This window comes from Sphingobacterium phlebotomi, from assembly GCF_008180195.1.
In the GTDB taxonomy this organism is placed as follows: Bacteria; Bacteroidota; Bacteroidia; order Sphingobacteriales; family Sphingobacteriaceae; genus Sphingobacterium; species Sphingobacterium phlebotomi.
Map to the genome: position 1 here is coordinate 985,308 of NZ_VTAV01000001.1, position 19,907 is coordinate 1,005,214.

Sequence of the window (19,907 nt, forward strand, 5' to 3'; positions counted from 1 at the left end):
CTAATCTTTTTCCAAAATATTCACAATTAAGCTCAATTCTTCCAGTTGTGTTTGGTCAATGGGCGCAGGAGCATCGATCATGACATCACGCCCTGCATTGTTTTTCGGGAAGGCAATAAAGTCCCGAATGGTTTCCTGTCCACTTAAAATAGCTACCAAACGATCGAGACCAAACGCCAACCCACCGTGTGGAGGTGCGCCGTATTGGAATGCGCTCAATAGGAAACCAAACTGTTCTTGTGCCTGTTCTGGTGTAAATCCGAGGTGTTTGAACATCATCGCCTGTGTTTCTTTATCATGGATACGGATAGAACCGCCGCCAATCTCATTGCCGTTCAGCACCAAATCATATGCATTAGCGCGAACTTTTCCTGGATCAGTATTCAGAAGATGCATGTCTTCTTTTTTGGGAGAAGTGAATGGATGGTGCATAGCATGGTAACGTCCTGTCTCTTCATCCCATTCCAATAATGGGAAATCCACAATCCATAATGGAGCAAACTCATCCGGTTTGCGTAACCCCAAACGGCTAGCCAGCTCCATACGTAAGGCGCTTAGCTGTGTACGTGTTTTGTCTGCCGGACCGGACAGCACCAAAATAAGATCTCCAGCTTTTGCGCCTGTAACTTCCGCCCATTTGGCAAGGTCGGCTTGATCATAAAACTTATCGACAGATGATTTGAATGTTCCGTCCAGTTCGCACTTACAGTATACCATGCCCAATGCGCCTATCTGCGGGCGTCTTACCCAATCGATTAACGCATCGATTTGTTTTCGTGTATAGGAAGCCGCCTCTGGTACAGCTATGCCGACTACCAATTCCGCATTGTTAAACACTGTAAATTCTTTGTGTTGGGTGATGGCATTCAGTTCGCCAAACTCCATGCCGAAGCGGATGTCGGGTTTGTCGTTTCCGTATCTTCGCATGGCTTCGTCATACGTCATGCGAGGAAATTGTGCGATATCGATACGGTGTATCGTTTGCAATAAATGACGTGTCAATCCCTCAAAAACGTTTAGAATATCTTCTTGTTCAATGAAGGACATTTCACAGTCAATCTGCGTGAACTCTGGCTGACGGTCGGCACGTAAATCTTCGTCCCGAAAACACTTTACAATCTGGAAATATTTATCTAAACCACCTACCATCAATAACTGTTTAAAAGTCTGTGGCGATTGGGGTAAGGCGTAGAACTGTCCGGGGTTCATACGGGAGGGAACCACGAAGTCGCGTGCACCTTCTGGTGTGGACTTAATTAAATAAGGTGTTTCTACTTCGCAAAAGTCCAAATCAGATAGGTAATTACGAACCTCTTGTGTTACTTTATGGCGGAAAAGTAGGCTGTTTTTTACCGGATTACGGCGAATATCCAAATAACGGTATTTCATGCGTAGATCTTCCCCACCGTCGGTTTCCTCCTCTATCGTAAAAGGAGGAAGCTGTGATTCGTTCAGTATAGTTAATTCGCTTACAAGTACTTCGATCTCCCCGGTAGAGATATTTACGTTTTTAGATTCCCGCTCGATAACAGTACCTTTTATCTGTATGACAAACTCACGCCCCAATGATCTCGCCTGCTGCATAATGGTTTCATCGGTACGTGCCTCATCAAAGATCAACTGCGTAATACCATAACGGTCGCGCAAGTCTATCCAGATCATAAATCCTTTATCACGTGACTTTTGAACCCAGCCCGCTAATGTAACCTCTTTATCTGCATCGGTGATCCGTAATTCACCGCAATTATGGCTTCTATACATGTTGGCAAAAATATTGGATTTTACGGACAATAAAGATTTGTTTGTTCTTTTTTTGTTCGATAATGATTTCACCACTTTGTGGTTCTCCCACTTTGCCCCACCTGGAAAACTCATCCTTAGTATTATCCCATCCTGTCAAATATCCGCAGCGACGAGATTTGATTCTTTTTTGAGGGAAAAAAGAACGACTATGTAGTATTTCTTCGATGTGGAAAACTTTTTTGTGTTATATTGTGGGGGAAAGTGGGAGAAAGTGTATACTTTTACATTTAAAATTAGATTAGCTGTATAGACTGTGAACTATTTAATCGGAGAATACGAATGCAAGCTGGACGCCAAAGGTAGAATGGTGGTTCCTGTCGCGCTCAAAAGGCAATTGCCTGATGTGGAGCGGGATGGGCTTGTGGTGAACCGTGGCTTCGAGAAAAATTTAGTTATTTATACGCGGGCAGAATGGAATAAGATTTTAAAGCAGTTGTCTAGGCTTAATCAATTTCAGCCCAAGAATCGGGATTTTGTAAGAAAGTTTATGAGCGGGGCGACAGAGTTAATGCTTGATTCGGCGGGGAGGGTTTTATTGCCAAAGAGTCTGTTGGAATATGGAGAAGTAGAGAGTGAGTTAGTGTTGGCTTGTAACTTGGAAAAAATAGAGGTCTGGTCGAAAGCGAAGTACGAAGAACAGTTGGATGCCATATCAGAAGACGATTTTTCGGATTTGGCTGCGCAGGTGATGGGAGGATTTGATCTGGAAGGAGGGCGGGATGGCGAATAATCCTATTGTTTACCACGTTCCGGTGATGCTGGAGGAATGTATGGATGCATTGGCTATTAAGCCGGATGGTGTGTATGTTGACGTGACGTTTGGCGGTGGCGGGCACTCACGGGAAATATTAAAAAGATTAGGTGATAAAGGCAGGTTGATCGCGTTTGATCAGGACCCGGATGCGGTGAAGAATACATTGGATGATCCGCGTTTCACATTGGTGCATCACAATTTTAGGTTCTTGAAAAACAACCTTAGATTAATGGGTATTCGGCAGGTGGATGGGGTTTTGGCGGATTTGGGTGTTTCTTCCCATCAATTTGATTCGCCTGAGCGTGGTTTTTCTATTCGTTATGATGCTGGTTTGGATATGCGGATGGACCAAGTGTCTGATTTAGATGCGAAGAAAGTATTACATACATATGTAGAAGCCGAGCTGCATCGCATTTTTGGCATGTATGGCGAAATACAGAATGCGCGTTCGTTAGCAAAAACGATCGTAACGGCACGGATAAGTGAACCAATTGAAACGGTGAATGCCTTGAAAGAAGTGATTAAGCGTCTGGTGCCGAAAGGAAAGGAGCATAAATATCATGCGCAGGTATTTCAGGCGTTACGTATTGAGGTGAACCGTGAGTTGGAGGCGTTGCAGGAGTTTTTGGAACAAACGGTGGCGGTGTTGAAGCCGGGAGGACGCTTGGTTGTGATGTCTTACCATTCGTTGGAAGATCGGTTGGTGAAGAATTTTATGCAAAAAGGAAAGTTTAGGGGGGAAGTGGAAAAGGATTTCTTTGGAAATGAAATAAAACCGTTTAAAGTTATCAGTCGCAAAGCGGTGACAGCAAATGCGGATGAATTGGCGATAAACAATAGAGCACGTAGCGCGAAGCTGCGTATAGCAGAACGCGGAGCTTAATTTTTGGAGAGATATGTCTAGAAAAAACACGGTCAAAAACAAAGAATTAAGCGAAGAGGTTCAAGAAAAAATGAACGAGTCTGTTGAAGAAAAGGTGGAGGAAACACAGCATTTTCTTCGTTCTATTTTTTCAACAAAGCATTTGTCCAGCTATTTGGTGGCGAGAAATTTGCCTTTTGCGGCGTTTGTGGCGTTGCTTGGTTTATTGTATATCTCTAATCGACATTTGGCGGAAAGAACAGTGCGGGCTATTGATCAATTAGGGCGTGAAGCGAAAGAGTTGAGTTGGGATTATAAATCTTTATCTGCCGAATTGATGAAGCTAACAACGCAAACAGAGATTGCAAAGCGGGCGGATACCTTAGGATTGAAAGAACGCATGGAGCCGCCGATTAAGTTGGAGGTAGTAAAAGAAGAAAAGAAGTAAACAGATAGACACGGAGTCGTATGAATATTAGGAAAACTATACTTATTCGCGTATACGTGGCATTTGGCCTTATGGTGCTTTTTGCGCTAACGGTATTCGGTAAGCTCCTGCATCTGCAATATGTAGATGGTGGGGAGTGGCGTGCGATGGTGGATAGCTTGACTATTCGGGAGCGTGGGATTGAAGCGGCTCGGGGTAATATTTATTCCAACGACGGTAGCTTATTAGCTACTTCTGTTCCCGAATATGAACTTCGTTTTGACGCGATGTCGATTCCATTAGAGGCTAATGATGTGTTTCATTCTAAAGTGGATTCATTGGCAACACGTTTGTCGGCGCATTTTAAAGATAAATCTTCTCGACAGTATTTAACCTTACTGAAAAATGCACGTGCAAAAAAACAACGGTATGTTCTGATTAAACGGAATGTTTCGCATCAGGACTTAAAGGTTATCAGGACTTTTCCTTTGTTTCACACATTCAGGGAGGGGAAGAAACGATATTCTACTAGTTTGGTTACGGTGCGCGAAAACAAGCGGATTTTGCCATTCACCAATTTGGCGGCTAGAACGATAGGTTATAAGAATACGAAAGGGGATACTGTGCTGGTAGGTTTAGAAGGTGCTTATGGAAAATATATCGACGGGACAAGCGGTTCGCAGCTGATGCAGCGTATTGCGGGTGGTGTTTGGGTGCCTGTAAATCGAGAGGTGGAAGTTGCGCCGGTCGACGGTTCGGATATCATTTCGACGTTAGATGTAAATATGCAGGACATGGCGCAGCGGGCATTGGAGAAGCAGCTGATTGCCAGTGATGCGGATAATGGTTGTGTTGTGGTCATGGAGGTAAGGACGGGAGAGGTTAGAGCTATTGCGAATTTTACACGAGATAAAGAAGGTGTTTTTCGAGAAAAATATAACTATGCTATTGCGCAGGGAGCCGACCCTGGCTCAACATTCAAACTGGCGAGCTACTTAGCCTTGTTGGATGATGGCTTTGTGGATACGTCAAGCACAGTGGATATCGGAAACGGAACCTATAAAGTGCCTTCTCATACGATACGGGATTCGCATGCACCAAAAAAATCAGTTTTGACGGTGAAAGAAGCTTTTGAAGAATCCTCGAATGTAGGTGTTGCTAAATTGATAAACACCCACTATGGAGACAAACCGGCGAAATATACGTCGAAGCTGCATCATTTTGGATTGGGCAAACCTTTAGGATTACAGATTCCTGGCGAGGCCATCCCTTGGGTGAAGATGCCGGATAGTAAAACATGGAGTAAGCTATCCCTGGTACAGATGGCGTATGGTTACGAATTGCGGTTGACACCGTTGCAGACGTTAGCACTTTACAATGCGGTTGCTAACGATGGAAAAATGCTGGCTCCTTTGTTTGTAAAAGAAATCCGTCATCTGGGGAATACCGTGGAGCGATTCGAAGCAAAGGTAATTAATAAGCAGGTTGCATCGAAAGAAGCCATCCGTAAAATGCAAGGAATGCTGGAAGGGGTGATGACAGAGGGAACGGGAAAACGGCTAAGTTCCCCATTATATACTTCAGCAGGTAAAACGGGTACAGCACAAATGAACGACGGTGCTAGAGGGTATGGACAACGTCGTTATCAATCATCCTTTGCCGGTTATTTCCCGGCGGACAATCCGAAATATTCCCTGATCGTAGTCATTCGGAATCCAAGAAAAGGATATTATGGTGGGGCGATTGCTGGTCCGGTCTTTAAAGAGCTGGCAGATATGATCTATGCAAATGACTTAACCTTGCATGGAACGCTGGCAAACAGAAAAGTAAATACGGCTGGTTCAAAATTGCCATTGACATTGAGAGGTTCGAAAGAGGCATCAAATACTGTTTACCAAGCGTTAGGATTTAACCCGTCAAATTGGGATACGATAGCACAGACGGCGGATTCATCCACCAAAGCGGCTCCTTTTGTGGAGGCTCAGGTAAAAGAAGGAGTCGTGCCGGATGTATTGGGTATGGGTTTGTCGGATGCGATATTCACCATGGAGAATGCGGGATTTAAAACAAAGATTTCTGGTTGGGGTAAAGTCGTTAATCAATCCCTTGTTGCTGGAACAAAATTAAAGGTAGGTACGCCTATAGAATTGGCGCTGAATTAAAAGATATGAAGCTAAGAGAATTATTACATGCGATTCCGGTACAGCAGCTTGAGGGTAACCTCGAAGTGGAGGTGTTGTCGGTATGCTTCGATTCTCGGAAAATCTCCGCGGGCAGTCTTTTTGTCGCCGTACGAGGGGTGCATACCGATGGGCATTTATACCTCGATAAAGCCATTGAAAATGGGGCCAAAGTATTGGTGTTGGATACCTTACCCGCGCATTTGCAGGCTGAGGTGACTTACGTGGTTGTGGCAGATACATCTTATGTATTGGGTTTATTAGCTTCTAATTTTTATGATGACCCGTCCAAAGCATTAAAACTTGTCGGTATTACAGGAACAAACGGTAAGACGACCATTGCCACGTTACTCTTCAACTTATTTGAAAGCTTAGGATACCATGTAGGATTGCTATCAACGGTGGAGAATAAAATTGGAGATCGTGTTATCGCTGCAACGCATACTACGCCAGATCCAATAGCGCTCAATATGTTGCTTCGAGAGATGGCTGACGAAGGATGTGATTATTGCTTTATGGAGGTAAGCTCACATGCTGTCGTGCAACAACGTATCGCAGGATTACGCTTTGCGGGAGGTATATTTTCCAATATAACGCACGATCATTTGGATTTTCATGGTACGTTTGACCATTACATCAAGGCTAAGAAAAAGTTTTTTGATGACTTGGATAGATTTGCTTTCGCGCTGACCAATATAGATGACCGCAATGGAGCGGTGATGTTGCAAAATACATTTGCCCATAAAAAAACATACGGTTTAAAAAATATGGCGGACTTCAAGGCCAAGATTATCGAAAGCCATCTAGACGGCATGTTGCTACAGGTAGACGGGCATGAAGTATGGGTAAAGCTGGTCGGTGGATTTAATGCTTACAATCTGCTGGCGGTTTATGGTGCAGCGATTTTGTTGGAGCAGGAGACGATGAAAGTGTTGACTGCTTTGAGTGACATTGCAGGGGCAGAGGGCAGGTTTGATGTGGTCCGTTCGGCGAATGGTTTGGTAGGTATTGTAGACTACGCGCATACACCCGATGCCGTAGAGAACGTTCTGTCGACTATCCGGGAACTGCGGAAAAGTGGTCAACAGATTATTACGGTGTTAGGCTGCGGCGGCGACCGCGATAAAACCAAACGTCCTGAAATGGCGGGGGTAGCGGTACGTTTGAGCGATAAAGTTATCATTACATCGGATAATCCGCGGACAGAAGACCCGATGGTAATTATCCATGATATGGAAGCGGGTATAGATTCGAAAGACCGCAAGCATGTTTTCACTATTGCGGAGCGTAAGGAAGCAATCCGTGCGGCTTGCCATTTGGCACAAGCAGGCGACATCATATTAGTTGCGGGAAAAGGACACGAGAAATACCAGGAGGTTAATGGTGTACGACACCATTTTGACGATAAAGAAATTTTAATAGAAACGTTTAACGAACAATAAGAAATACGGATGTTATATTACCTATTCAGTTGGCTACAGGAGCACATGCATCTACCAGGAGCGGGATTGTTTCAATACATCTCGTTTAGGACAGCAATGGCGGTTATTGTTTCGTTAATCATTACAACAGTTTACGGAAGCCGTCTGATCCGTGCTTTACGCAATAAGCAGGTAGGAGAGACGATCCGTGACTTAGGATTAGCGGGTGAGAAACAAAAAGTAGGTACACCGACCATGGGAGGATTGATTATCATCGGTGGGATCTTGGTTCCTACACTGTTATTTGCCAAACTGGATAATATCTACGTTATCATCATGATTATCACGACCATTTGGATGGGTACAATTGGTTTCTTAGATGATTACATTAAAGTATTTCGCAAAAATAAAGAAGGACTTGCCGGACGCTTTAAAATTATCGGACAAGTGGGATTGGGTACCTTGATTGCTATCACGATGTACTTTCATCCTGATATTGTTGCTCGGGAAAAGGTGCAAAATCCGACATCGACAAAAGCGGTGGAGATTATGATGGATACCCAAACGGGGGAACGTTACTATGCGGAAAATGTGAAATCCACAAAAACCAATATCCCGTTCTATAAAAATAATGAATTTGATTATGCCAAAGTGTTGAGTATGTTTGGTTTGAATGGTTACGTAGTCACGTTTGTTGTGTTTTTGATTGTCGTCGTGTTTATTGTTACGGCGGTGTCCAACGGGGCGAATATCACCGATGGGATAGATGGATTGGCAACGGGAACTTCGGCTATTATCGGTATTACGTTGGCTATTTTGGCTTATGTTTCCGGTAACGTGATTTTCTCAGATTATCTGAACATTATGTATATCCCCAACTCCGGAGAACTCGTGATTTTTGCGGGAGCTTTTGTAGGCGCCTGTACAGGTTTCTTATGGTATAATGCCTACCCGGCACAGGTGTTTATGGGGGATACGGGGAGCTTGACCATTGGCGGTATTATCGCGGCATTCGCTATCCTTATCCGGAAAGAACTGTTGATTCCGATGTTGTGTGGTATTTTCTTGTTAGAAAACCTGTCGGTGATTATGCAGGTGTCCTATTTCAAGTATACGAAGAAAAAATATGGAGAAGGGCGAAGGATATTTCTGATGTCTCCTTTGCACCACCACTATCAGAAAAAAGGTTATCATGAATCAAAGATTGTGATGCGATTTTTCATCGTGTCCATTATTCTTGCGATTCTAACGATTGTCACATTAAAAGTAAGGTAAGATGTCCAATATAGCACATACATATTACCCACAATCTGGCTTTCTGGCGATACTAGGCGCGGGAGAGAGTGGTGTTGGTGCAGCTATTTTGGGCAAGGATAAGGGGTTTGACGTATTTGTTTCAGATAAAGGTGCAATAGCCGATGGGTATAAAGCAACCTTAGAGAAAGAGGGGATTGCATTTGAGGAACAACGGCATAGCGAAGATAAGATCATGCAAGCAGCGCTGGTTGTCAAGAGTCCCGGTATTCCGGAACATGCACCACTAATAAAGGCGTTGAAGGCGGCAAATATTCCGGTTATTTCGGAGATAGAATTTGCGGCGCAGTATACAGATGCTAAGCTTTATTGCATTACAGGTTCTAACGGTAAATCAACCACGACCATGTTGACGTATTATATGTTGCAACGTGGTGGCGTGAATGTAGGCCTGGCAGGAAATATTGGAAAAAGTTTTGCGCTACAGGTGGCGCGTGAGAATTATGATGTATATGTGTTGGAGATATCCAGCTTTATGCTAGATGACATGTATCATTTCCGTGCGGACATAGCTGTCATCTTGAACATCACGTCCGATCATCTGGATCGTTATAACCATCGGATGGAAAATTATAGCGCATCTAAATTCCGCGTGATTCAAAACCAGACAAAAGACGATTATTTCATTTACTGTTTGGATGATGAAGAAACGGTAAAGGGACTATCCCTTTTTAAAACAGAAGCGCAGTATTTGCCCTTTACACAAAAACAAGTGGTAGAGCAGGGGGCGTATATAGACGAAGAGAAGAATATTATTATAAAAATACCTAACAAAGACATTTTTGCGATGAATATGGAAGAGTTATCATTACAGGGGAAGCACAACGCATACAACAACATGGCCTCAGGCTTGATTGCGAAGGTTCAGGAATTACGTAATCAAACCATGAAAGAGAGCATGGAATCGTATGTGAATATCGAGCATCGTTTGGAGCATGTTGCTTGCATTGGGGGAGTAAATTATATCAATGATTCGAAAGCGACAAATGTCAATTCTGTTTGGTATGCTTTGGAGAGTTTTTCGCCCGATATTATCCTGATTATGGGTGGAGTCGATAAAGGCAATGACTACGAAATGTTGCGCGATTTGGTAAAGACTAAAGTCAAAGCAATTGTGTGTATAGGTAAAGACACCGTACGTATCCACGAGTCGTTTGAAGATGATACGGATGTGATTGTAAATAGTTCGTCCATGCAGGATGCGGTCGAAATAGCATCCTATTTAGCGAAGAAAGGAGATACGGTGCTGTTATCTCCAGCCTGTGCAAGCTTTGATTGGTTTAAAAATTATGAGGAACGCGGGGAGAAATTCAAGGAAGCAGTAATGTCTTTGTAAAACGAATAAAAATTTGATGAACGATGATGGATCAGATTTTCAGTAAATTAAAAGGTGACAAGTGGATATGGATCATTGTGATTGTCCTATCCGGATGGTCTCTGCTAGCAGTGTATAGCTCGGTAGGTACACTTGCCTATAAAGAAGGCAAAGGTACGGAGCTATATCTGTTCAAACACTTTTCCATTATTGCTGTAGGTTTGGTACTGATGTATTTATCGCACAAATTAGATTACCGCTATTATGCGGGTATTTCCAAGTTATTGATGATCATTACCATACCGCTGTTGCTCTTTACGTTAATTGGGGGGAACAAAGTGAACGAAGCTAGTCGTTGGGTAACGATTCCCGTCATCAACCAAACGTTTCAAACATCGGATTTGGCGAAATTAGCACTGATTACATTTTTAGCCCGTTTGCTGTCCCGTAAAGCGCATGAGATAAAAGACCTTAAGAAATCATTTATTCCCATAATGGGAACAGTATGTTTGGTTTTCGTCCTGATCGCGTGGGCAAACTTATCGACAGCCTTAATGTTGTTTGGTACAAGTGTGTTGCTGCTTTTGATTGGCCGGGTAAGTTTTAAGCAAATTGGTATTGTTTGCGTTGGCGGCGCGTTTCTGTTGTTGTTAGTGATATTGATTGGACCTCGACGCGCTACCTATGTTAGCCGTTTTGAAAGCTTCTTTAAAACAGAACAAACCGTACAGAATACCGTTCCTTTTCAGGAAGATAAAAACTATCAGGCAAACCTAGCAAAGATGTCCATTGCTTCAGGAGAGTTATTTGGTAAAGGCGCAGGGAATAGCGTGGGTAGGAATCTATTACCGCATCCATATTCCGATTTTATTTTTGCGGTTATTGTGGAGGAATATGGCACTATCGGCGGAGCTATCCTACTCTTCTTGTATGTAGCGTTGATGTATCGTTGCATACGCATTGTGACACTGAGTCCACGGGCATTTGGAGCTTTCTTGGCGGCGGGTTTAGGATTTAGCTTGACTATACAAGCATTGGCCAATATGGCTGTTGCCGTTGGATTGGGGCCGGTCACCGGCGTACCATTACCGTTGGTCAGTATGGGAGGGACATCCATTTTGTTCACCAGTGTGGCATTGGGTATCATTTTGAGTGTTAGCCGAAGTATAGAAGAATTGAAGGGAAAAGAAGAATTAAACGAAATTCCGAAAAACCACAAAGTGGTTGTCGGAACGATTTAATCATCATAATAAGAATATAATATGGCTCATAGAGTAATCATAAGCGGAGGGGGCACGGGAGGGCATGTTTTTCCGGCTATTGCGATAGCGAATGCGTTACGTCGTATCGAGCCGGATATTGAAATCCTGTTTGTGGGTGCAAACGGACGTATGGAGATGGAGCGTGTGCCGGAAGCCGGTTACGAAATTGTAGGACTGGATATACAAGGCATTGACAGAAATTCATTGCTAAACAATTTGGCGCTGCCCTTCAAACTGATAGGTAGCTTGATAAAGGCACGGAAAACTATAAAGGAGTTTGAAGCAGATGCTGCAGTGGGTGTTGGTGGCTTTGCATCAGGTCCATTATTGATGGTAGCTAATAATATGGGGCTACCTACACTGATTCAAGAACAGAACTCTTATGCAGGTGTAACCAATAAGAGTTTGGGAAAGAAAGCTAAAAAAATATGCGTAGCGTATGAGGGGATGGATAAATTCTTTCCGGCGGAAAAAATCATGTTGACAGGCAATCCCACACGTCGCGATTCGCTCGCTATAGAGGGAAAACGTGAATTTGCCCTACAAATTTTTGGTTTGCAGCCGCATAAAAAGACCATATTGATTATAGGCGGTAGTTTGGGAGCAAAGCAGATGAATGGTTACGTGCTGGATGTGATACACGAACTAGGTGAAAAGGATGACGTGCAATTTATCTGGCAAACGGGGAGAACCTATTACGAGGATATGAAGCTTATGTTAAAGCTAGATCAGTTGATTCCCGGTAATGTAAAAGTTTTTCCATTTCTGGAACGCATGGATTTAGCCTATGCGGCGGCTGATTTGATTATTTCGAGAGCGGGTGCCGGAACGATATCTGAACTTTGTATAGTCGGGAAACCCGTGATATTGGTACCATCGCCCAATGTTGCGGAAGACCATCAAACGAAAAATGCACAGGCCCTAGTGGCGAAGCATGCGGCCGTCATGATTTCGGAAGCAGATGCCCGAGATACGATGATGTACGTGGCGTTAGAGTTGCTTTCCGATGAAGCTAGATGTGCCTCGTTAAGTACGGAAATTAAGAAAATGGCGATGCCAGATGCAGATGAAGCGATAGCAAGAGAAGTATTGAAACTTATTAAATAGATGATGAACCTTGACCATATAGAACGTGTTTACCTGCTCGGAATCGGGGGGATTGGTATGAGCGGATTGGCTCGTTACTTCAAGCACCTCGGATGTGATGTGCAGGGGTATGACAAAACGGAGACCGAGTTGACACGTGCTTTGGTGCAAGAGGGTATTGCAGTAATCTACCAAGATGATGTAGCGTTATTACCGGAGGCATACAAACAGCCATCTACACAAACATTGTTGATTTTTACACCAGCCATCCCAAAAGACCTCAAACTAAAGGTTTACTTTTTAGAGCAAGGCTTTGTACCGTACAAGCGTTCGGAGGTATTAGGCATTATTAGCGCGAGTCGATTTACGATAGCTGTGGCTGGAACGCATGGCAAGACAACGACATCAACGATGATTGCGCATATATTGAAGGATTCGGGTTATGATTGTTCGGCTTTTTTGGGAGGAATCAGTTCTAATTATAACAGTAATGTGTTATACGGTGAGAATAATGTAGTCGTGGTTGAAGCGGATGAATACGACCGCTCGTTTTTGACCTTGCATCCGAATATTGCCGTGGTTACTTCAGCTGATCCCGATCATTTGGATATCTACGGAGACGAGCGACATCTTATTGAATCTTTCGAGCTGTTTTTGCAGCGTGTGATTCAAGATGGTGTGTCTATCGTCAAGAAAGGATTGCCCTTTAGCGGTGATATAACCTACGCAAAAGAGGAGGTATGTGATGCGTTTGCCCAACGTACCCATGTGGCGGATGGTGTCTTTTATTTTGATTATATCGCTGAACACACGGAAATTCAAAACATACCGTTAGGGATCCCGGGTTTACATAACGTGGAAAACGCTGTAGCCGCTATCACTGTTGCATTACAACTTGGGATAAAGGCGGATAAGATTAAATCGGCGTTGGCTTCTTTTAGTGGAGCAAAGAGACGGTTTGAATATATCGTTAAAACACCTAAGCAGGTGTATATCGACGATTACGCCCATCATCCGGAAGAACTGCGTGCGTTTCTGACATCGATGAAGAAACTTTATCCTGCAAAGAAATTAACGGTGGTTTTCCAACCACATTTATATAGCCGGACGCGCGATTTTGTGGATGGTTTTGCGGAGGTATTGGGAATGGCAGATGATTTGCTATTAATGGATATTTATCCAGCAAGAGAACTGCCCATTGAAGGTGTAACCTCTGCGTGGTTGTTAGAAAAGATTGGTATGGATAGTAAACAGCTCGTGTCGCCGGAAGGTGTTTTGGAAATAGTGAAACAAAACCGACCGGAACTGATCGTAACGGTAGGGGCGGGCGACATTGATAGATTGGTGAAACCCTTAAAAGAGATATTGGAAAATGCTTAAGGCAGCTCGTAACATACCGTGGAGGCAACTAGGTTATGCTTGTTTAGGGCTTATCGCCTTGGCGGGGATAGGCATGTTGATGGGCTTGGTCAAGAAGAAGGATACGGCACAAGTTTGCGCTTCCATGAAAGTGGTGGTGGAAGGAAAAGAAACCTTTATTGACCAGCACGATATTTCTGATTTAGTGAATACAAAATTCGGAGATGTAGTTGGAAAGTCTTTGAACGAGATTCCGATAGACAAAATCGAAAAGGCATTGATGGAGCTTCCTTACGTATCCACTGCGGAGATTTATACGGATATGGATGGAATATTGCAGGTTGTCGTGCAGCAACGGGAAGTTGTTTTGCGTATTGTGAATAGAGCAGGTAAGGAATACTACATCGACACAAAAGGAGCGAAAGTGCCCGTAACGTTAAAATACGTTCCGCATGTTTTAGTGGCAAACGGACATATACAAGAAGGGTATGAAAAGCCATTGGATACTATTCAGACCCAATTGGTGAAGGACTTAGTGGCTATCGTGGAACATGTAAAAGACGACCCATTGTGGAGCAATCAGATTGTTCAGTTTTATGTAGATAACCAACAGGACATTGAGATCATTCCGCGCGTAGGAACGCAACCGCTGATTATCGGTAATGCAGATAAATTAGGCGAAAAGCTAGATAGGTTGGAAGTTTTTTATAAAAATATCCTACCAAAAGTTGGTACAGATGCTTACGAAAAAGTAAATGTGAAGTACGATGGACAGATTATCTGTGAACGACGCGGAGGATGGATGTTGGATAGCTTGCAGATGAAACTAAAAATGAAATAATTAATATTGAATATAAAGCAACAAAATACACAGCATATGAAACCAAGATTAGCAGAAAACGAAAAAGATAGTCCAATCATCGTAGGATTGGATATCGGAACAACGAAGATTTGTGTTACAGTCGGTCGTCGTAGCGGAGCCAACAAGATTGAGCTTTTGGGTGTAGGGAAAGCAGAGTCCTCGGGTGTAAACCGCGGAGTAGTCGCTAATATCCAGAGAACCGTAAGCAGTATTCGGGATGCGGTCTCCATAGCAGAGTCCCAATCCAATGTAGACATCAAAGTGGTCAACGTGGGGATTGCTGGTCAGCATATCAAAAGCATTCAACACCGTGGTATTTTGACCAAACGTGACTACGATGAGGTGACCCGTATTGACGTGGAGCAATTAATCTCCGATATGTATAAGCTGGTGCTTCCTCCGGGCGAGGAAATTATCCACGTATTGCCACAGGAATTCACTATTGATAACGAACCAGGTATCAAAGAACCTATTGGTATGGCTGGGCGCCGGGTAGAAGCTAATTTTCATATTATTTCAGGACGTGTAACCGATATCAATAATATCAAACGTTGTGTAGATAATTCGGACTTGGAAATTTCTTCCCTGGTTTTGGAACCTCTGGCATCATCTGAAGCTGTGTTGGATGACGAGGAGAAGACTGCTGGTGTGGTGTTGGTTGATATTGGTGGTGGTACCACGGATGTCGCTATTTTTCATGAAGGTATTATCCGTCATACCGCGGTTATTCCGTTGGGCGGGAATATCGTGACAGAAGATATTAAACAAGGTTGCTCTGTGTTACGTAATCAAGCCGAACAGTTGAAGGTTCGCTATGGTTCTGCTCTGGCGGACGAGAATAAAGACAACGAGGTGATCTGCGTACCGGGTATCCGTGGTCGGGAAGCCAAAGAAATCTCGGTGAAGAATTTAGCCTATATTATCCAGGCGCGGATGGAGGAAATCATCGAGCACGTTTACTACGAGATTAAATCATCCGGATATGAAGATAAGTTGATTGCAGGTATTGTGATTACGGGCGGTGGTGCGCAATTGAAGCATTTGGTACAATTAGTGGAGTACATTACTGGAATCGGTTGTAGAATCGGTTATCCAAACGAATATTTGGCAAAAACAGAAATGCTGAATAGGCAGGCACTGGAAGAATTGAAGAGTCCGATGTATGCAACTTCTATCGGGTTGTTGATTAAAGGTGTGCAAGCTGTTGAAGAAGCAGAGGCTACCGAACAAGCGGTGGAAGTATCGAGGAAAGGAAGTAAAGTGAAAGAAATTGCGGAGGAAAAGAATAAAAAGGAAAGTTGGTTTTCTAAGCTTCTGTCGGATTTTATCAAGGACGATGCGGGAATTGATGATGACACGTTTATCGGAAGGAAGTAAGTTTTCCACAACGCGTGTTTTTTCCACAAATTCACAAATGTGGAAAACTGTTGTGAAGAATTTGGTATTATTACATTTGAATTGTTGAACCTATCGGGGATTTTCTAAGTGGTTTAGCAAGAGTTAAATAGGGTATTTTTATGTCGATACAATTTGAAATGTTAAAGGAACAATCATCAATAATCAAAGTTATTGGTGTTGGTGGTGGCGGTGGCAATGCCGTAAACCACATGTACAAGCAAGGGATTAGTGGAGTAGACTTTATCGTTTGCAATACGGACGCGCAGGCGTTGGAGTTAAGTCCTATCCCGAACAAGGTACAATTGGGAGCGAGTTTAACAGAGGGAATGGGTGCAGGTGCAGACCCTGATGTAGGTGAAAATTCAGCTATTGAAAGTATTGAGGATATCAAACGCATGTTAGGCACCAATACGAAGATGCTTTTTATCACCGCGGGTATGGGTGGCGGTACGGGTACCGGGGCAAGTCCGGTATTGGCAAAAGCCGCAAAAGAGCTCGGTATCCTAACGGTAGCTATTGTAACTACTCCTTTTACATTTGAAGGTAAGCGACGTCGTGCGCAGGCGGAAGAGGGTATGGGAGAGCTACGTAAATATGTAGACTCTTACTTGGTTATCTCGAATGATCGTTTGCGGGAAATATTTGGTAACCTTACCATGCAGGCGGCTTTCGCGAAGGCGGATGATATATTGACGACAGCAGCGAAAGGTATAGCCGAAATTATTACCATCCCGGGCTACGTGAACGTGGATTTTAAAGATGTGCGTACCGTTATGAATGATAGTGGTGTTGCCATCATGGGGAATGGAATATCTACCGGCGAAAATCGTGCTATTGAAGCTGTAACAGGCGCGTTGGCATCGCCGTTATTGAAAGATAACGAAATTGAAGGTGCACGCTATATTCTACTGAATATTACCTCGGGTAAAAATGAAGTGACGATGGATGAAGTTGCTATTGTTACCGATTATATCCAGGAAAAAGCAGGTTTATCTGCTGATCTTATTTGGGGTAATTGTATCGATGAGAATTTGGACGACGAGTTGTCGGTAACCATCATTGCGACAGGTTTCCAAACGGCGGAAGAGCGTGTCAAAGAAAAAGAAAAGGAAAAAGTTGCATTACCCTTAACCCCAGAACCCACAACAAAGCAATTTGTGAGACCAGTGGCTCAAAATCAGTTTGTAAAGAAAGAAGAGCCTGCTGATACACAACAGCCCTACATTAAACCTCCACAAGATACAACGGAGAAAACGTCCTCTTTGGGAACTCCTGCAACTCCGCAAGGAGATTTGTTTACCTCGCCGAAACCCATTCATGCAGCGGTCGCGAAAAAAGAAGAACCGGAAGTTATCCGCCATACGTTGAGTTTGGAAGAACCGGAGCAAGAGGAAACCCAGGAAGAATCAGGCTTTGAATTGAAAACCTCACCTTCCGTCTTTGAATTTAAATTGCCATCGGTATTTGATACATACAGTAACGAAGTGCAGGGAGTGGAAGAAGTAGAAAATACAGCACAAGACGAACCCGCAGCGCAAGCAGAAATAGCCCATGAAAAGGAAATAGATTTTGAAGACCAGCTCATGAAAACGAAAGAACGTATATTACGTTTGAAAGAATTGAGTATGAAGCTAAAATCGAGCAACGGTTTACAAGAGTTGGAAAACGAACCTGCTTATAAACGTAGGCAAAAATCATTGGAAGATGTACCGCATTCGTCGCAATCACAAGTGTCGCGGTTTACCTTGTCTTTTGACGATGGAGAAACTGAGATTCGGCCGAACAATTCGTTCTTGCACGATAATGTTGATTAATCATCGAGATCAAAATACACTTAAAAGGACAGCAGAAATGCTGTCTTTTTTATTTATATTTACCCAAACAAAAATTAAAATCTAGACGTATATGTTGGCTAAACTAAATAACCCGATATGGGTAATGAGCTCTGCGTATGATAAATTGTCTTTGGACGAACTGATAGCGACTTCCAAGCAGATAGGAGCGCAGGGAATTGATTTGTGTGTGTTTAGAAAAGACGGTACACGTGAAGATCATACTGCTACACATTTGGAATACGAAGGTTTTTCGCCAGAAGACGGGAAGCGCCTTATTGAGAAATTTAATGCAGCGGAATTGAGTTTATCCTTAGGAGCATTTGAAAACATGATTGGTGGCGATTCCGAACAACGTGTAAAAAATCAAAACCACCTGTTGCGTCTTATTCGAATAGCTCACCTTTTAGGGGGAGATAGGAATGATGTGAAAGTAGGAACATTTGTGGGGTACAACCATGACCTCGGAAATGAAATCGACGGGTTTCAGAAGAATTTAGAAGAGTACAAGCGTGTATTCGAACCGATTGTAAAATACGCGGAGGATCTCGGTGTGACGATAGTATACGAAAACTGTCCGATGGAGGGTTGGCGTTCCGCTCGTTATACCTCTACTTATAATAATTTGCCTGCTGTATTGGCAGCAAGAAAATTGATGTATACGCTAATTCCGAGCAAAGCACATGGAGAAATATATGACCCTTCACATGATATATGGCAAAATGTAAATCCCGTGGACGTGATAGAACAGATGGATATCGATCGCTTGAAACGTATTCACGTAAAAACTACGCGTAATTTGAAAACAGAAGCACGCGTAGAGTGGGGAGGAATGTATCCCATGCAGCACGTGGATGCGTCATTGGCGGATCAAGCGGGGGTTACCATTCCGCAGCATGATTGGGATCGCCATCATTATGAAGCGATGCTTCCGGGATTTGGTGGAACAGATCACATGGACTGGAATGATTTCGTTTCGGTATTGCACCGCAGAGGCTTTGACGGGCCTTTCGAAATAGAAAACGAGGCTAAAAATTCGAAAGATACCGGAAATATAGCTGCTACCAATCAAGGATTTGCAAATTGTATTCGTTTCTTATCACCTCTATTGTGGGAGTTGGATAGTGAAAAAGGATATGCGTTTCAACGTAGAAGCTATCTGGAAGAGCCATCTCTGAAGGATATTCCGGAGGTGACGATAGATGATTTGAGGTAAAAAAGAAAAGTGGCTATTTTCAATAGCCACTTTTCTTTTTTAAGCTTCGCTATGCAGTTTGAATAATTCAATGAGTTCGGGGATATTACCCACATTTAATTTCTCGAAAACGCGACTTTTATAGGTGCTCACGGTGGAGGAACTCAATTCCATTAATTTAGCAACTTCCAAAATACCGAGTCCTTTGGTAAGATGTTTTGCTACGTCCATTTCGCGATTGGATAATTTATGCAATGGATTGCTCTTGTCAAAAGAGGACTTACTTGTCGTAAGTTTTTGTATGTAAAGCTCCTTAACCGCATCTGACATGTATTTTCCGCGTGTCATGATACTCTCTATAGCATTTTTAAGCTCGGACATAGCGGTTGTCTTGTTAAGATAGCCACAAGCGCCTGCATTGATGTAACGCAAAGCATAGATGCTTTCCTCATACGAGGAGAAAACTAGTATTTTAGCTTGGGGTTGAATATCCAACAATTCCTTGATAACTTTAATATTATTGCCACCAGGCATGTTGATGTCTAACAGGAGTAAGTCGAAAGATTCTCTACGCAATTGGTCGTAGACCTCATCGTATGTCTGTGCCTGTTGAATATGGGCATCGGGGATGCACTCTTTAATAATCATGGAAGCCCCTAGCCTCACAATGCTATGGTCGTCCGCTATTAATATTTTCTTCATTTACGGTTACTTATGCTAGTATTTGTAAGTTCAATATGTGATGCAAGTCCTGCTTTTATATGGCAAATATAGAAAAAGTCTATTAAGTAAATGTTATAATACCCATGCAGATGAAGTATAATTTTATGTGTGTGT

At 43.1% G+C, this 19,907-nt stretch carries 16 protein-coding genes; 14 read left to right on the top strand and 2 right to left on the bottom strand.

Annotated elements, in window-relative coordinates; translation table 11 throughout:
* A complete protein-coding gene (gene aspS / locus FXV77_RS03815; RefSeq protein ID WP_148917845.1) occupies nucleotides 1–1,761 on the bottom strand; it encodes an aspartate--tRNA ligase in 1,761 nt (586 codons plus the stop codon).
* Between the two features lie 295 nt (nucleotides 1,762–2,056).
* On the opposite strand from aspS, the gene mraZ reads away from it, so the two are divergent.
* The 14 genes from mraZ to FXV77_RS03885 all read left to right on the top strand — a co-directional run bounded on the left by mraZ (nucleotide 2,057) and on the right by FXV77_RS03885 (nucleotide 19,091).
* Nucleotides 2,057–2,533: a division/cell wall cluster transcriptional repressor MraZ gene (gene mraZ / locus FXV77_RS03820; RefSeq protein WP_148917846.1), complete on the top strand. Its 477-nt coding sequence runs from the start codon at nucleotides 2,057–2,059 to the stop codon at nucleotides 2,531–2,533.
* Nucleotides 2,523–3,440, top strand: a complete 918-nt coding sequence (gene rsmH / locus FXV77_RS03825) for a 16S rRNA (cytosine(1402)-N(4))-methyltransferase RsmH (protein ID WP_148917953.1) — start codon at nucleotides 2,523–2,525, stop codon at nucleotides 3,438–3,440. The genes mraZ and rsmH overlap by 11 nt, the downstream gene beginning before the upstream one ends.
* 13 nt (nucleotides 3,441–3,453) lie before the next feature.
* Nucleotides 3,454–3,867 (top strand): FtsL-like putative cell division protein, encoded by a 414-nt coding sequence (locus tag FXV77_RS03830; protein ID WP_148917847.1) that lies wholly within the window; start codon nucleotides 3,454–3,456, stop codon nucleotides 3,865–3,867.
* Between the two features lie 20 nt (nucleotides 3,868–3,887).
* Complete coding sequence (locus FXV77_RS03835; protein WP_148917848.1) at nucleotides 3,888–6,008, top strand: penicillin-binding protein; 2,121 nt, start codon at nucleotides 3,888–3,890, stop codon at nucleotides 6,006–6,008.
* A 5-nt stretch (nucleotides 6,009–6,013) separates the two neighbouring features.
* Complete coding sequence (locus tag FXV77_RS03840; RefSeq protein WP_148917849.1) at nucleotides 6,014–7,468, top strand: UDP-N-acetylmuramoyl-L-alanyl-D-glutamate--2,6-diaminopimelate ligase; 1,455 nt, start codon at nucleotides 6,014–6,016, stop codon at nucleotides 7,466–7,468.
* A 9-nt stretch (nucleotides 7,469–7,477) separates the two neighbouring features.
* Complete coding sequence (mraY, locus tag FXV77_RS03845; RefSeq protein WP_148917850.1) at nucleotides 7,478–8,722, top strand: phospho-N-acetylmuramoyl-pentapeptide-transferase; 1,245 nt, start codon at nucleotides 7,478–7,480, stop codon at nucleotides 8,720–8,722.
* A 1-nt stretch (nucleotide 8,723) separates the two neighbouring features.
* Nucleotides 8,724–10,097 (top strand): UDP-N-acetylmuramoyl-L-alanine--D-glutamate ligase, encoded by a 1,374-nt coding sequence (gene murD / locus FXV77_RS03850; protein WP_148917851.1) that lies wholly within the window; start codon nucleotides 8,724–8,726, stop codon nucleotides 10,095–10,097.
* 26 nt (nucleotides 10,098–10,123) lie between these two features.
* Complete coding sequence (locus tag FXV77_RS03855; protein ID WP_148917954.1) at nucleotides 10,124–11,317, top strand: FtsW/RodA/SpoVE family cell cycle protein; 1,194 nt, start codon at nucleotides 10,124–10,126, stop codon at nucleotides 11,315–11,317.
* A 21-nt stretch (nucleotides 11,318–11,338) separates the two neighbouring features.
* Complete coding sequence (murG, locus tag FXV77_RS03860) at nucleotides 11,339–12,445, top strand: undecaprenyldiphospho-muramoylpentapeptide beta-N-acetylglucosaminyltransferase (protein ID WP_148917852.1); 1,107 nt, start codon at nucleotides 11,339–11,341, stop codon at nucleotides 12,443–12,445.
* A gap of 3 nt (nucleotides 12,446–12,448) precedes the next feature.
* Nucleotides 12,449–13,804 (top strand): UDP-N-acetylmuramate--L-alanine ligase, encoded by a 1,356-nt coding sequence (gene murC, locus FXV77_RS03865; RefSeq protein WP_148917955.1) that lies wholly within the window; start codon nucleotides 12,449–12,451, stop codon nucleotides 13,802–13,804.
* Nucleotides 13,797–14,624 (top strand): cell division protein FtsQ/DivIB, encoded by an 828-nt coding sequence (locus FXV77_RS03870; protein ID WP_148917853.1) that lies wholly within the window; start codon nucleotides 13,797–13,799, stop codon nucleotides 14,622–14,624. Before murC ends, FXV77_RS03870 begins: the two co-directional genes overlap by 8 nt.
* Nucleotides 14,625–14,660: 36 nt before the next feature.
* Nucleotides 14,661–16,022, top strand: coding sequence for a cell division protein FtsA (gene ftsA, locus FXV77_RS03875; protein WP_148917854.1), 1,362 nt, complete (start codon nucleotides 14,661–14,663; stop codon nucleotides 16,020–16,022).
* Between the two features lie 140 nt (nucleotides 16,023–16,162).
* Nucleotides 16,163–17,857 carry a cell division protein FtsZ gene (gene ftsZ, locus FXV77_RS03880; protein WP_148917855.1) on the top strand — a complete coding sequence of 565 codons (1,695 nt, stop codon included), beginning with the start codon at nucleotides 16,163–16,165 and terminating at the stop codon, nucleotides 17,855–17,857.
* Between the two features lie 91 nt (nucleotides 17,858–17,948).
* Nucleotides 17,949–19,091, top strand: a complete 1,143-nt coding sequence (locus FXV77_RS03885) for a sugar phosphate isomerase/epimerase family protein (protein ID WP_148917856.1) — start codon at nucleotides 17,949–17,951, stop codon at nucleotides 19,089–19,091.
* A gap of 39 nt (nucleotides 19,092–19,130) precedes the next feature.
* Here FXV77_RS03885 and FXV77_RS03890 read toward each other — a convergent pair whose 3' ends face one another.
* Nucleotides 19,131–19,772, bottom strand: a complete 642-nt coding sequence (locus FXV77_RS03890; RefSeq protein WP_148917857.1) for a response regulator transcription factor — start codon at nucleotides 19,770–19,772, stop codon at nucleotides 19,131–19,133.
* Between the last annotated feature and the right edge of the window lie 135 nt (nucleotides 19,773–19,907).